The sequence below is a fragment of the Fructilactobacillus ixorae genome, from assembly GCF_024029915.1.
Lineage (GTDB): Bacteria > Bacillota > Bacilli > Lactobacillales > Lactobacillaceae > Fructilactobacillus > Fructilactobacillus ixorae.
In genome coordinates this window covers 1,075,049-1,089,738 of sequence record NZ_CP097478.1, presented here as the reverse complement: position 1 = coordinate 1,089,738, position 14,690 = coordinate 1,075,049, and the positions used below count along the sequence as shown (strand labels likewise).

The following is a 14,690-nucleotide window of genomic DNA, read 5'->3' as shown; positions in this document are numbered from 1 at the left end:
AAGGTGTTGAAAATGACAGATAAACCACAACAACAGCAATCCCAGGACTTAAACCGGGGTTTAACCTCGCGCCACGTCCAGATGATTGCCATCGGGGGCGCGATTGGAACCGGACTATTCTTAGGTTCTGGGGAAGGAATCAAGTCCGCCGGACCGGCTTTAATCCTCGCCTACCTGATTACCGGGATTTTCTCATACTTAATGATGCGGGCCGTGGGGGAATTGTTATTATCAAACCTCAAGTTTCACTCCTTCATTGACTTTGTCCGGCAGTACTTAGGGGAAAAGTGGGAGTTTGCGATTGGCTGGGCATACTGGTTGAGTTGGGCCAGTCTCGCGATGGCAGATTTAACCGCCTCCGGGATTTACATGCATTTCTGGTTCCCCCAGTTGCCCCAGTGGATTATGCCCCTCATCGTGGTGACCATTTTAGTCCTGTTTAATCTAATTAACGTGGCCTGGTTTGGTGAACTAGAATCGGCCTTTTCCAGCATTAAAATCTTTGCGATTTTAGCGCTCATCGTGGCCGGAATCGGGATGATTGCCGTTGGCTTCCACACGCACGGCACGACCGCGTCGCTGGCCAATCTGTTTGACCACGGGGGCTTCTTTGCAACCGGACTAATTGGCTTTATCATGGCCTTTCCAATCGTAATTTTTGCCTTCACCGGGATTGAAATGGTCGGGCTGACTGCCGGAGAAACCCGCGATCCCCAAAAGGACATTCCAAAGGCAATTAACTCCGTGCCCATGCGGATTGGATTGTTCTACGTGGGATCAATGGTGGTGATTATGTCAGTGTACCCTTGGAACCAAATTAACCCAAACCAGTCGCCGTTCGTACAAATCTTTTCGGGGCTGGGAATTCGGTATGCAGCTGACATCATTAACTTCGTGGTGCTGACTTCAGCCCTCTCGGCGGCGAACTCAGCAATCTTTTCCACGTCCCGGACCTTGTACATCCTTGGGAAAAATGGCCAAGCGCCCCAATCGTTTAGTAAATTATCCCGGCATAACGTGCCGTACGTGGGGATTCTCTTTTCCTCAATTCTCTTTTTAGGAATCGTGCTGTTGAACTATTTCTATCCCAGTCAGATTTTCTTGCTGATTACGGGAGTAGCTACAATGTGCTTCATCTTCGTGTGGATCATCATCATGATTACGCACATTCAGTACAAGCGGACCCAACCGAACCCGGCGGACCACTTTAAGATGCCGTGGTTCCCAGGTTCCAGTTACGCTACGATTTTATTTTACGTGGCCGTGTTAATTGTGTTACTCGTGAACGCCAAAACGCGGATTTCAGTAATTGCGACGGTGATTTTCTTTGCGGCCCTTATTGTGGGGTACGTATGGTTTGAACGCCGGAAGGCGCATTAATTAGTTTGATAAGCTCCTGGCCAATTGGTCAGGAGCTTTTTTAATCCTTGCGGGTTAATATTATACGTTGTATAATATTAAATGACCAATAGATGAGAAGGAGTTAGGCACATGAACTTTCAATTATTAAAACAAAAAACGTTGCGGAGTTTTGCAGGGAACTGGGCGGCGGCCATCCTGGTAGGGCTGCCCTTTGTAGTCATTACCTACTTTACGGGTAGTACCGGCATCATTTACATCATCCTTGCGAGTTTGACGACGGTGGGAATGGTCTTTACCTTCAGCGACTGGGTTGCATTTGAGCACGCCCCAGCGACCCCACTGACGACCACCTTTCGAAACATGCTCAGCACGCCCCGACCATGGGGACCGTTTTTGTTGTGTATCGTGGTGACCATTTATACCTTTTTATGGTCACTGTTGTTATTTGTTCCTGGAATTATAAAGGGATTAGCCTATTCGCAGGCCCTGTTTCTTTATCGAGAACAAGTCATTCGGGGTGAAAGTACCCCAGATTTAAACGAAGTGATCACCGAGAGTCGCCAGTTAATGGATGGGCATAAACTAGAATTATTTTGGTTGAACCTGTCGTTCATTGGTTGGGCGTTACTGTCCGTCTTGACGCTGGGAATTGGCTTTTTATGGCTGGTACCGTACTACGTTGGGACCATGGTGAACTACCATGCAGCGCTCCGGGCGGGAGCCGATTTAATTTAACTTGTTAACCAACCTAAAAACCGGTGCACTCCGAATGATCGGGGCGCACCGGTTTTTAGGTAAGGATTAATTTAAGGCATTCAGTGCCGTTTCGATGGGTGTGGAACCACTTTCCATCGTAATTACCTGGTGGTAGGTGTGGGGATTCTGGAGACTATCCTTAAGGACAGCAGCCACGTCGGCAATTGGATTGCTGGTGGTGTTAGTGGTTGGATTTAAGGTTACGAGTCCGGTCCCGGGGGCTTCCGTCAGAGAACTTGGTTGCAGAATCGTGTAGTTCAGGTTCGTGCGGTGGCTGAGATAGTCATCGGCCATAAACTTCGCGGCTTGGTAAGCCTGTAAGCTCGCGTAACGTTCCTGGTTCAGCCAGCTGTTAATCTCTAAAGCACCAAACGAGCTCAACATGAGGTAGCGCTCAACGTGGGCGGCTTCCGCAGCTAACATCGTCTTGATGGCGCCAAAACTGTCAACGTTAATCAGATCCAGGTTTCGTGATCCGGCAACGAAGTAAACGGCGGAAAAGCCCGTCAGTAACTGGGTTAAGGTCTGTAAGTCGCTGGTTGCGAGGTCCAGGTTGTGGACCGTCACCCGGTCGAGTGCGGCGAGGTCCGCCGCTTTTTCGGGATGTGCCACGGCAATGGTTACCTCAGTAGCGGGATCCGTGAGTAATTCATGGGTTAAAGCGGTTCCAACCCGTCCTGATCCACCAAAGAGCATGATTTTCATCAGTAAACTTCCTTTCCAATGCTAAACTACCGTTATTATAGAAGCTTTAGGCGGACTTTACGAGGATTTTGGTTTGTAAAGGGGTTGAGACTTGTATCAGGGGATTATTTCTAGTAGTATTTTAATTACTAAAAGTAAGTGGAAAGAGGAAGCAAAATGAAAAATCGTGTGACAGCAATTTTAGGAACCCGGTATCCCCTGATTCAAGCTCCGCTAAACTGGTTAACGGATGCGAAAATGGTGGCGGCGGTGGCTAATGCCGGGGGGTTAGGGACGTTTGGTCCGAATGCTGGCCGTGATTCCCTTGACCAAAATTCGATGGAGGTCATGGAAAATCAGATTAAAACGGCCCAGCACCTGACGAAGCAGCCAATTGCCATGACGCTGGGATTAAATCCGCAAGGCGAGGAGCAAAGCTACGCTCACAAGATCTTGGATCGGTCCCTGGCACTGGGCATTAAAATCTTTATGGTCGGGGGAGAACCAGATGCTGAGATTTACCACCAGATCAAGGCTGCCGGAGCAACCCTAATTGCCCGAAGTTATAATCCCACGCCCGCAGAGGCCCAACGCCAAGTTGAACTGGGAGCGGATCTGATTGTTGCCACGGGCTATGATGAAGGGGGCGTCATCCCCGTTCATGGCGTGGGGACCTTTACGACCGTGCCGCGCATCGTGGACGCAGTTTCGGTGCCGGTCCTAGCCGCTGGGGGTATCAATGACGTGCGCGGAGTGCGGGCAGCGATGGCGCTCGGCGCCGAAGGGGTGTTCGTGGGTAGCCGTTTCATGGTCACTCAGGAGTCACGGACGGCGCCGGCGGCCAAACAAAAGTTGCTTGCTAGCAGTGCAGATGACCTGTTGTTAGTAGCACCGAACCAGCGGTCGCTCGCTAATCCGCGCATGGCAGAGTTAGCGGACCGGTTTGCGGCAGGTGATTCCACGACCTTCCAAGCCACACGGAAGTTAGGTGGCGTGCGCCCGGCCATGCTTCACGGTGATTTGGAAGCCGGAGAAGTGAGTGTGAACACCGGGGTGGATTTAATTCGTGACGAACCCCGAGTGGCCGATTTAATCGCAGAATTAATGCAAGACTTTCAATAAAAAAACTCGACCTCGTAATGAGGTCGAGTTTTTTTATGCTTGTTGGTGATTACGCTGGCGCATCACTTTGAAGTAGTAAACCGGCACCCCAACGGCAACGATCCCAAGCGAAACGAGCACTCCGATTGGGTCAGAAAGAATTTCGGAGCCAATCACGAAGAGCGAACCGAGGATGGCCATAATGGGCGTGAACGGAAAGAGTGGAACGGAGAAGATCCGGACTTGGTGCGGGTTGCGTTTCCGGAGTAGGAAGACCCCGACGAAGGCCATAACGTAGAAACAGTAGACCGTAAAGATGCAGAGCTCAGAGATGCGGTCGGGGTTCGTAAAGCAAATCATCAAACCCGCGATGACCAGCGTGGCCATGATGGCAAAGATGGGCGTCCGGGTTTTGGGATTGAGGTAGGACAACCACTTGGAACCAGGCAGTTGCTGTTCTTCGGCCATAGCGTACATAATCCGGGGGAAAGTCATGATTTTCCCGTTCATGCACCCAATGATTGAAATGATGATTCCGATGCTGAGAGCTTTCCCGCCCCACATCCCAAAGTCTTGATTGGCAATGTAAGGAATGGCCGTCGTGCCCAGTTCATGAATCTTAGCGGGACCGATGCTCTTTAAGACCCCGTAAGAAACCAGAAGGTAAATGACCATTACGGCCATAATTCCAAGTGAGATGGCGCGGGGGAGCAACTTTTTCGGGTTTTTAATTTCACCCCCGAGGTTTGCAACTAAAATCCAGCCGTCAAAGGCAAACAGCGTGGCTAACATGGCCACCCCAAAGCCACCGGCCGTGGTGTGGAGATCTTGAACGCTTTGGCCGAGGGCATCGGCGTGGCCAAAGAAAAGGCCAAAAATAATCAAAGCGGCGACGGGGACTAACTTACAAATTGTCGTGATGATAGCAAAGGCCCCACCGTACCGGTTGGGGAAGATGTTCAAAATGCCGACAAGGATAATTGAACCGAGGGCGATGGGAAGGGTCCAGAAGCTCGGTAGGTGGAAGAAATCAAGTACCAGGATGGCTAAGTAGGATCCCAGCGCTGCAATCATCGCCGGACCGTACACGATGATTTGCATCCAACCGGACAAGAAGCCCCAAAATTTGTTATAGATGGCTTCCATGTAGGCGTATAACCCCCCGGTACTAGGAATTTGGGAAGCAATTTCTGCAATCGTGAGGCCGGCAGCCAGGGTTAAGAGTCCTCCCGCTAACCAGGCAAGCAGGGCCGCTTTAGCGGACCCCGCGTCGTTAATCACCGCCGCCTGCCGAACGAAGATCCCTACTCCAATGATGGTTCCTACCACCAGGGCGAGCGCGGACCATAGTCCGAGGGAACGGTTGAGTGAAACATCTGCTTGTAAATCTGGTTTTTTCATGATGCATCCTCCTTTAAAGGTGGGAAAATCGAACAAAAAACGCCCCTATCAAGCGATAGGGACGTTGTTACGCGCGGTTCCACCCAAATTCTTTCAGTCAACCTGAAAGCACTTTTAGTTAGTTAACAATTTGGCAACTTAAAGCGGCTAAATAAGGGGTCTCATCCAATCACAGCGCCTTGGATTCTCTGGGCAGACGGTTCCTTAAATTTCATCTTTAAGTAATGTAAGTATTGTACAAAGAAAATGAACAACTGTCAACAATTAACTAACTAAAGTTCATATTGATGGTAACGGGCGGCTGCGGTAGCGGGTAAAGCAACCGTTAGTTTGGTGCCAGCGGCTTCGTAAGCAGTCGCTTGGACGTCAAAGTTTTGGTTCAGGTCAGCGACCAGGTCGCCTGCCGTAAACGGAATCAGATAGGTCTTTTGGACGTAATCGGCAAAGAGTTGCTCGCTCATCATGGTGACCAATTCATTAATTGAGGCGGGATCCTGAGCCGACATGATCAGATTAGCACCAGTTCGTTCTGGGAACCGACTGCCAGTGCGGTCCGCCTTGTTAAAGACGGTGATCATCGGGAGGTCCGGCACCCCAATCGCCTTTAAGGTGTTGGTAGTGGTCTCCATCATGAGTTCCTGGTTCGGATCAGAATAATCGACCACTTGGATTAACAGGTCGGCCTCAGCGGCTTCGGCCAGGGTCGCTTTAAACGCCTCAACTAGTTTGTGGGGTAAGTCGCTCACAAATCCAACGGTATCACTGGCGAGCACCTGCTTGTTACCTGGGAGTTCAAGGTTTCTGACGCTCGTGTCGAGGGTGGCAAAGAGCATGTTTTTCACAAAAACTTGCTTTGCTTCGTTGGTGCCAAAGCGCCGGACTAACTGGTTCATAATGGTTGATTTACCGGCATTAGTATAACCAACGAGGGCCACGGTTTTGACCTGGTTTTCCTTACGGCGCTTACTCTGGGTGGTGTACGCCCGTTGCAGCTCCTTGAGTTCGTGGCGGACGTGGGTAATTTGCCGCTCAATGGTCCGGCGGTTAAGTTCTAGCTGGGTTTCCCCGGCTCCCCGGTTCGCTAAGCCCCCGCCCGCTGCTTGTTGGTCTAAGCGTTGACTAGCACTCGTTCGTAACCGGGGCAGTTGATAGCGCAGTTTCGCTAGTTGCACCTGTAACTTGGCTTCTTTGGTGCGAGCCCGGTTGGCAAAGATTTCCAAAATAAGCCCGGTGCGATCAATCACCGTGGCGGAGGTCGCCGTTTCGATGTTGCGAATCTGGCTCGGGCTCAGTTCATCGTTCGCAACGATGGTGGAGGCACCCGTTCCGTTCACGAGGTCGGTTAACTCAGTCAGCTTGCCCTTGCCAAAGTAGGTTCCGGCATCCGGGTGGTCCAGCTTTTGGGTGAGGGTTGCAACAGACGTCATGTGGTTTGCAACCACGAGTTGTTGTAATTCTTCCATTGAATAATCAAAGTGCGGATGATTGACGTTGAGGCCAATCGTAATGACGGGGGTTGGTTCCATTAATGCTCCTTCTTGTTGTAATAAGCGACACTAAACTGGTCCTTGCTGTACGTGACTTTCGTGACGCTTCCATTTAAAATGGCTGCGGCCACGTTTAGGTTACTAAACCGACTTACCACACTTTTAATCAGGGTTCCGTGGGCGGCAATCAAGATGTTTTGCCCCGGTTCAGCAAGCGCCACGATCTCATCGAGGCCGACCTGGAGGCGGTGCCAAAATTGTTCGTCCGTTTCGGCTTCACCGTACGGATCGGCAGCGGCAATCAGATTCCGCGTTTTTTCCATGCCAAACTTGTCGATTAGATCCGCGTAGGAATAACAGCCATGGGGTCCCCCGACGATGTTCCAGGTTTGCCCGGTATCGTTCCCTTCAAAGTAGCCGAAGTTTTCTTCACGGAAGGCAAACTTTTGCACGGGTTCAGTAAGGGGGGCGGGATTGGCTTCTAAAATGATGCGGGCGGTTCGACTGGCCCGTTTGGTATCACTGCTGTAGGCCTGGTCGAACGAGATCCGTTGTAACTGCTTTCCAGCTGCAACGGCATCTTGAACTCCTTGGTCGGTGAGGTCTGAATCAGACCAACCTTGGATCCGGTGGTAGTGGTTCAAATGGGTTTGTCCATGACGAACAAAGAATAGGTTAATTTTGGCCATGGGGAAGTCCTCCTTGAAAATTATCAGTTAGTTCAGTTTACCATACTTAGTGGCTAGTTCATCGTGTTTACGGGCTGGGTATGTTAGAATAGTTCATCGATTAGACTAATGGAGGTGCACGATGGGAGCAGAGCAGGATCAGATTCGACAGGCAGAACAGCAGCATTTAGACTTTGTCCGCCAGCAACTGAAGGTGGCAAAACGCCAAACGGCCACCACAATTATGAAGGCCAAGCAGGGTCAACAGGAACTGGAGGACAACTTTTATGATGACGTCCGCTTAAAGACCAGTACCTACGAAGGTCAGCTGGAAACCGGGGTGTCGGTGCGCCAACAGCAACAAATGTTGGAACAACGTCAAACCCGATGGCAATCGGCAACTAGGGACATGCAGACGTTACAAAAATTGGATCAGAACGCCTACTTTGCCCGGGTCGACCTTCAAGAACAGGGTGAAAGTGAGTCCGAACGTTTGTACATTGGGCTCGCGTCCTTTGTCGATCCAGATCATCCCGACCAGTATTTAATCTATGACTGGCGGGCGCCCATTAGTAGTGTGTACTACGACAGTGGAATTGGAAAGCTGACCTATGACGCTCCTAGTGGCCCCCAACAGGTGGATGTCTCGTTAAAACGCGAACTCCAAATTAAAGCCGGACGGGTGACCCAGGTCTTTGATACCGATGAGGCGGTCGGGGACCGGTTGTTGTTAGAAAACCTCAAACACCAGTCCGATACCAAGATGAAGAGCATCGTGACGACCATCCAGCAGGAACAAAATGCGATTATTCGAGACACCAGTTCCGATTTGTTGTTCGTGCAGGGGGTCGCTGGGTCGGGAAAAACGGCCGCGGTGCTCCAGCGGGTGGCTTATTTGCTCTATCGCTACCGGGGCAAGCTGACGCCCGGTCAGGTAATTCTGTTTTCCCCGAACCAGCTGTTTAATGACTACATTAACCAGGTGTTGCCCGAACTAGGGGAGCAAAACATGGTACAGATGACCTACTACCAGTTTATGCGGCGGCGGGTGCCCCGCTTAACGGTCGAAACCCTCGAGCAGCGGTTCGACGAAAGCCTAACCGATGAAACCCAGAACGTGACGACCTTGAAAAACAGCTTAGCCATGTTTAACGCGGTCAACCGGTATGCCACCAGCCTAAACCAGACGGGGGCGGACTTTCGCAACATTAAGTTTCAGGGAGAAAGCTTCATTTCGAAGGAACAGATTGCGGAAATTTATCGCAGTTTCAACGCCAACTATAACCTCAGAAACCGACTCGCGGCGACCAAAAAGGAGTTGTTCCACATTTTGAACCGGCGGATTGCCGCAGAGACAAAGCAACGGTGGGTGGAAGAGGCGGTTGAGGGCTTAACCTCCGACCAGATTGACATGTTGTACGCCCGGGCTGGTCGGACCCGGACGGATACCGATCAAGACTACCGCTTCTTAGCTAAACAGTTGGTAACCGCGGCGTTTGCCAAGGTGCGGCAGCAAATCAAACACAACCGGTTTTTCAACATTAACCAACAGTTTGTGGACTACCTCCGCGCCGTTCCCCAGCTAGTTCAGCTGGCGGATTGGCACGTCACTCCCCAGGAATGGCAGGCCAGCGTGCGTGCGACCGTGGACCGGTTTCAAGCCGGGACAATCAGCATGACGGATGTTTCCATCTACCTGCTCCTCTTTGATTTGGTCACTGGAAAACGTCCCGATCTAAAAATGCGCTACCTATTTGTGGATGAAGTTCAGGACTACACGCCCTTTCAGTTGGCGTACTTACAATGGAATTACCCCCGGGCCAAGTTTACGGTGCTCGGTGATTTAAACCAGGCCATCTTTACCCGCGATAGCAGTCAAACCCTGATGACCGACCTCCAACAGCTCTTTGATCCGGAGCGGATGCGGGTCATTAAACTGCTGAAATCCTATCGTTCGACCGCGCAGATCACGAACTTTACGAAGCAATTGCTACCAGATGGAGCAGAGATTGAAGCATATGCCCGCCAGGGTGAGTTACCAATCATAGCGATTACTAAGACCAAACACCAGGCGTTGCAGACGCTCGTTTCGACCATCAAACGCAACAACCAGGCCCACGATACGACGGCTGTGATTGGCAAAACGCTTGCCGAGTGCCAGCAGTTAGCCGCGGCCCTTAAAACGGCGGGCGTTTCGGCAACTTTATTACAGACCGAAAACCAACGATTAGTGAACGGAGTGGTGATTGTACCGGCCTACCTCGCCAAGGGACTGGAATTTGATGCCGTGGTGATGTGGAATGGTTCGGCGGCAAACTATCCGGACAAATCCTTCGATAAGTTGGTTTACACCATCTGTACCCGGGCCATGCACCGGTTGACGGTGATTAGCATTTCGACGCCGTCGCCCCTCTTTGCTTCTGTTTCACCGGAAACGTACCGGCTAGTAAAGGAGTAGCGATGGAAAACTTTGTTAGGTATGATAAGCAAGCCTGGGCTGATCTATATCCCACCACCCTGCAACCGATTGCTCCCCAGACGCTCGAGCACCTGAAGGCGTTTCATGATCAGGTGGCGATGACTGACGTGCAACAGGTCTACATGCCTCTGATTCAGCTATTGCGGGGGGCGTTTGATGCCTATCGGCAGTGGCAACAACACAAAAGCGCCTTTTTCCACCAACCGGCCCGCACGATTCCCTTTATCATTGGAATTTCTGGGAGCGTGGCGGTCGGGAAATCAACGACGGCGCAGTTGTTACAGGATTTGTTAACGGAACTATTGCCGAACCAGACTACCCAGTTGGTTACCACTGACGGCTTTTTGTACCCGACGAAGACGTTACAAGCTAAGGGCTTGTTAGCGCGCAAGGGCTTTCCGGAAAGTTACGATTTACCGCGGTTAATCAACTTTTTACTGCAGGTGAAGGCTGGGGAACCACTGGTGAAGGCGCCGGTCTATTCCCATCAGACCTATGATCTGGTCCCAGATGAATTCACCGCGGTGCGGCAACCGGACGTTTTAATCGTAGAGGGGATTAACACCCTCCAGCAGCCGGCCACCGCCCACCGGTACGTGAGCGATTTTATGGATTTTGCGATCTACATTGATGCCGACCCGAAGTTGATTGAAACGTGGTATCTGAAGCGGTTCCAAAAACTGTTGCAGACCGCCTTTACAGATCCAGATAACTATTTTTATCGCTACACTCAAGCTGATCCGGAACAGGCCCTGGCGCACGCCCGTCATACCTGGGCCACCGTTAATTTACCCAACCTCCGCGATTACATTTTGCCAACCAGAGATCGCGCTAATTTGATCATTCATAAGGGGCAGCGGCATCTGATTGACCGCTTGTACCTGCGTAATTACTAAGACAAAGCACTTCCCACCCGGGAGGGCTTTTTTTAGTGAGCCAATTAGTTGCATAGTTTACAGCTGTAAACTATACTTAGAATTGAATTTACAAATGTAAACGAAGTGGGGTGAGCAAATCACAGCTAAAAAGGTGCCGGTGGACATTACCCCGGCAGAATGGAAGATTATGCGGTTACTGTGGTCGTTAGGCCCCAGCTCGACGACGGAAATTATTACGGAATTGCAACAACAGTCGGACTGGACGGCGTCGACCATTAAAACCTTACTGCGGCGCTTATGTGCCAAGGACCTGTTGACCACGACGAAAGATGGCCGCCAGTTTATGTATCATCCGCAGGTGAGTGAACAGCTCGCCATGAACGACACGGCGGAAGCCCTGTTTAGCCAACTCTGTGAGATGCATAAGGGGCAGGTGCTTCTTGATTTAGTTAATAAGACCGAGATTAGCCGGGCAGACATCGAGGCGTTACAGGCCAAACTAGCCGCGAAGTTACCGACGGCTCCTGAAGAAGTTGACTGTAACTGCCTGCCGACGCGGCAATCGTCCTGTCATGAACACGAAAAGGAGTAGATGTAGATTATGAAACCAACAGAACACAGCCACGAGATGCAGCACATGGATCACAACATGAACATGTCATCAGGGAGTGGCATGCAGATGAACCACGGCTCGATGAACCACGGTTCCATGTCAATGGACATGGGCGGTGGTCACATGATGAACATGGGCAACTTTAAGCGACGATTTTGGATTTCCCTTATTTTAGCGATTCCAATCCTATTATTGTCACCCTTCATGGGGATTGTTTTGCCCTTTCAAATGACGTTCCCTGGTTCTAACTGGGTGGTAATGATTCTTTCAACGATTCTTTTCTTCTATGGGGGAGAACCATTCTTCTCAGGCGCACAGGGAGAACTAAAGGCGCACGCCCCAGCGATGATGACGCTAATTACGATGGGGATTTCGGTGGCCTACCTCTACAGTTTATACTCGTTTGTCATCAAAACCTTTATTAATCCCAAGGCCCACGTGATGGACTTCTTCTGGGAATTAGCCAGCTTGATTGTGATTATGCTGTTAGGGCATTGGATTGAAATGGGTGCGGTGACGAACGCTGGGAATGCGCTGCAAAAAATGGCCGCCTTATTACCAGACACGGCCTACTTAATCACGACGGGCGACCAAACCAAGGACGTGCCGGTGAGTGAACTGCAAACGAAGCAGGTCGTTGTGGTTCAACCAGGCGAAAAGATTCCGGCCGATGGTCAAGTCGTTTCTGGTTCCAGTGCGGTCAACGAAGCACTGGTAACGGGGGAAGCCAAGGCGGTTACCAAACAACCCGGGAGCAAGGTGATCGGTGGTTCCGTGAACGGTGACGGTAGTTTGCACGTTGAAGTGACCGCCACGAGCAGTGACGGATACTTGTCCCAGGTTATTAAGTTAGTACAACAGGCCCAAAAGGAAAAATCAAAGTCCGAAACGCTTGCCAATCGGGTTGCCCGCTGGCTCTTCTACGCGGCTTTAATCATTGGGATTTTAGCACTGGTAGTATGGACCATTATCAGCGGCTTTAGCGTGGGATTGGAACGGATGGTTACGGTCCTCGTAATCGCTTGTCCCCACGCCCTTGGTTTGGCAGTCCCCCTCGTGATTGCCCGGAGTACCTCAATTGGAGCCCAAAACGGGTTGCTAGTTAGAAACCGGCAGGCCTTAGAAGAAGTTAAACACTTAGACTACGTTTTCATGGATAAGACCGGAACCCTGACCAAGGGGGTCTTCCAACTAAACGATTTGATTAGTACGAGTGACCTATCGAAGCAGGAGCTGTTAAACCTGTTTGCCGACGTGCAAGCGAACTCCAGCCATCCCTTGGCAACCGGCTTGGTTAGTGAAGCCAAAAAGCAGGGCTTAACCATCACGCCCGCCACTGACATGCAAGCCATTCAAGGGGTCGGGGTAACCGGAACGGTCAACGGCAAGTTCTACCAGATTGTGACGGCCAAGTACTTGGACGAACACCACTTGCCATATGATCGGAATCAGTTTGAAACCCTCGCGGGAGCTGGAAACTCAGTCAGCTACCTGATCCAAGCACAGCAGGTGTTGGGCTTAACGGCGCAAGGAGACGTGTTGCGGCCGGAGTCGCACCGGTTGATGCAACAACTGCAACGGATGCACATTAAACCTGTGATGTTAACGGGTGATAATAAGTTAGCAGCGCAACGAGTGGCGCATGAACTAGGTGACATTGAATACCACGCCGAACTCTTGCCCCAGGATAAGGAACAGGTCATTGCCAAGACGCAAGCCCAGGGGAATGACGTGATGATGGTTGGAGACGGAATTAACGATGCCCCGAGTCTCTCCCGGGCGAACATTGGGGTGGCGATTGGAGCCGGAACCGATGTGGCCATTGATTCCGCGGACGTCGTGTTAGTCCGTAGTGATCCGGAAGATATCATCAACTTCTTAGACCTGGCCAAGGCTACGAACCGCAAGATGGTGGAAAACCTCTGGTGGGGAGCTGGTTACAACATTATCGCCATGCCCCTAGCAGCCGGAATCCTGGCTCCGATTGGGATTGTCCTCTCTCCCGCAGTGGGAGCAATCATCATGTCGCTATCAACGGTGATTGTGGCTGCCAATGCGTTGACGTTACATTTGAAAAAAGAAAATTAATGCGTAAAAAAAGGTGTTACTCAAAAACTGAGTAACACCTTTTTTGTGGTAGAACTAGCTCTAGTTATTCTGATCTTCTTTGTGCTTGATGGACACGTGTTGTAAGTCCAAATCGCCACCATCAGGATTAATGCTACTGTGGTTAATCTTGGCATTTTTAATCTGCACGTCGCCGGATTCACTGTTCAGTTTCAGTCGGTCGTACGTGGCTGGCTTCTGGCTCGTCATGGTGACGTCACCAGAACCGCTGTTCAGGGTAAGGTCCTTGGCGATTAGATCGTGGGTTTCAATTTCTCCACTGCCGGAGTTCAGCGTAACCTTGGTTAAGTTGGTTTGGTTCAGGGCAATGTCGCCCGCGCTACTGTTAATCTTAACGGGACGGTCGGCATCGACCTTTTCAAAGGCAACGTCGCCACTGCCGGATTCTATCTGGATGGACTGCGCTTTGGTGTTTTTAAAGTAGACGTCTCCACTCGCGGACTTAATTGAAGTTTGCCCGAGGTCGCTGTCCTTACTCCGCACGTCCCCGTTGGCACTTTCCAGCTTGGTTACTTTGAAGTGCGCTTGGTTCAGCGTCAGATTACTTCCGTTACTGGAGGCCTGAAAGTTTTGAATGGGAGTTGAGGTTTTAAAGTTCAGGGGGCCGGAGTTAATCTTGACCGTCTTAGGCTTGGTGATCTTAGGGAGGGTAATGACCACCTGGTGCTTGCTCTGGTGGGTGTTTTTGATGGCATCCCAACGTTTCTGGTCCTTAAAGGTGACCTCGATGTGATCGCCGTTTTTACTAACTTCGGGTTTTTGTTGTCCCTGAAAGTTTGATTGCACGGTAAATTCGGTTCCTGATTTCACGGTGACCTGTGCCGGCACGTTGACCGCTAAGGTATCGAGCTGGGCGGTATTTTTGACTGTTTGGGTTTGTGAGCTGGCCGCCAGTGATGAAGGTGGGGTCAGGACGGTGGGGACGGCCGCCAGGGCGAGGCCGAGCACGGCCACCCCGATGGTTTTTTTGTACATGGGAAACATCCTTTCTTACGTTTCTTTTAAATTTAGCACGGTTTTTTCTCCATCACAAGCAAGAAATCGCGAAGAAACCTTTTATTTCGGCGTGGCTTTTTCTATACTGGTACGAGAACGAATGGTACGCCATTCGCATTATATTTATCGACAAAGGAG

The 14,690-nt window shown here is 50.9% G+C and carries 12 protein-coding genes; 7 read left to right on the top strand and 5 right to left on the bottom strand.

The window, feature by feature from the left end; translation table 11 throughout:
• Window positions 1–12: 12 nt before the first annotated feature.
• On the top strand, window positions 13–1,380 hold the full coding sequence (locus M8332_RS05510; protein WP_252779820.1) for an amino acid permease: 1,368 nt from the start codon (window positions 13–15) through the stop codon (window positions 1,378–1,380).
• Between the two features lie 111 nt (window positions 1,381–1,491).
• Window positions 1,492–2,097: a DUF975 family protein gene (locus tag M8332_RS05505; RefSeq protein WP_252779819.1), complete on the top strand. Its 606-nt coding sequence runs from the start codon at window positions 1,492–1,494 to the stop codon at window positions 2,095–2,097.
• Window positions 2,098–2,163: 66 nt separating this feature from the next.
• Here M8332_RS05505 and M8332_RS05500 read toward each other — a convergent pair whose 3' ends face one another.
• Complete coding sequence (locus M8332_RS05500; RefSeq protein WP_252779818.1) at window positions 2,164–2,823, bottom strand: SDR family oxidoreductase; 660 nt, start codon at window positions 2,821–2,823, stop codon at window positions 2,164–2,166.
• A gap of 156 nt (window positions 2,824–2,979) precedes the next feature.
• Between M8332_RS05500 and M8332_RS05495 the strand changes: the two genes are divergently transcribed.
• A complete protein-coding gene (locus M8332_RS05495; RefSeq protein WP_252779817.1) occupies window positions 2,980–3,924 on the top strand; it encodes an NAD(P)H-dependent flavin oxidoreductase in 945 nt (314 codons plus the stop codon).
• Window positions 3,925–3,957: 33 nt separating this feature from the next.
• Here the strand turns inward: M8332_RS05495 and M8332_RS05490 are convergent, their stop codons facing one another.
• From M8332_RS05490 to M8332_RS05480, 3 genes are all read right to left on the bottom strand, one after another.
• Entirely contained in the window at window positions 3,958–5,304 is a 1,347-nt protein-coding gene (locus M8332_RS05490) for an APC family permease (protein ID WP_252779815.1), read from the bottom strand.
• A 272-nt stretch (window positions 5,305–5,576) separates the two neighbouring features.
• Window positions 5,577–6,830: a GTPase HflX gene (gene hflX / locus M8332_RS05485; protein WP_252779814.1), complete on the bottom strand. Its 1,254-nt coding sequence runs from the start codon at window positions 6,828–6,830 to the stop codon at window positions 5,577–5,579.
• Entirely contained in the window at window positions 6,830–7,480 is a 651-nt protein-coding gene (locus tag M8332_RS05480; protein WP_252779813.1) for a histidine phosphatase family protein, read from the bottom strand. The genes hflX and M8332_RS05480 overlap by 1 nt, the downstream gene beginning before the upstream one ends.
• Window positions 7,481–7,601: 121 nt before the next feature.
• Between M8332_RS05480 and helD the strand changes: the two genes are divergently transcribed.
• The 4 genes from helD to M8332_RS05460 all read left to right on the top strand — a co-directional run bounded on the left by helD (window position 7,602) and on the right by M8332_RS05460 (window position 13,517).
• A complete protein-coding gene (gene helD, locus M8332_RS05475) occupies window positions 7,602–9,917 on the top strand; it encodes an RNA polymerase recycling motor HelD (protein ID WP_252779812.1) in 2,316 nt (771 codons plus the stop codon).
• Between the two features lie 2 nt (window positions 9,918–9,919).
• Window positions 9,920–10,834 (top strand): type I pantothenate kinase, encoded by a 915-nt coding sequence (gene coaA, locus M8332_RS05470; RefSeq protein ID WP_252779811.1) that lies wholly within the window; start codon window positions 9,920–9,922, stop codon window positions 10,832–10,834.
• Between the two features lie 133 nt (window positions 10,835–10,967).
• The gene (locus M8332_RS05465) at window positions 10,968–11,408 is read left to right on the top strand and encodes a CopY/TcrY family copper transport repressor (protein ID WP_289847011.1); all 441 of its coding nucleotides are present in this window, start codon (window positions 10,968–10,970) and stop codon (window positions 11,406–11,408) included.
• 9 nt (window positions 11,409–11,417) lie between these two features.
• On the top strand, window positions 11,418–13,517 hold the full coding sequence (locus M8332_RS05460; protein ID WP_435370789.1) for a heavy metal translocating P-type ATPase: 2,100 nt from the start codon (window positions 11,418–11,420) through the stop codon (window positions 13,515–13,517).
• A gap of 60 nt (window positions 13,518–13,577) precedes the next feature.
• Here M8332_RS05460 and M8332_RS05455 read toward each other — a convergent pair whose 3' ends face one another.
• Entirely contained in the window at window positions 13,578–14,531 is a 954-nt protein-coding gene (locus M8332_RS05455; protein ID WP_252779809.1) for a DUF4097 family beta strand repeat-containing protein, read from the bottom strand.
• Between the last annotated feature and the right edge of the window lie 159 nt (window positions 14,532–14,690).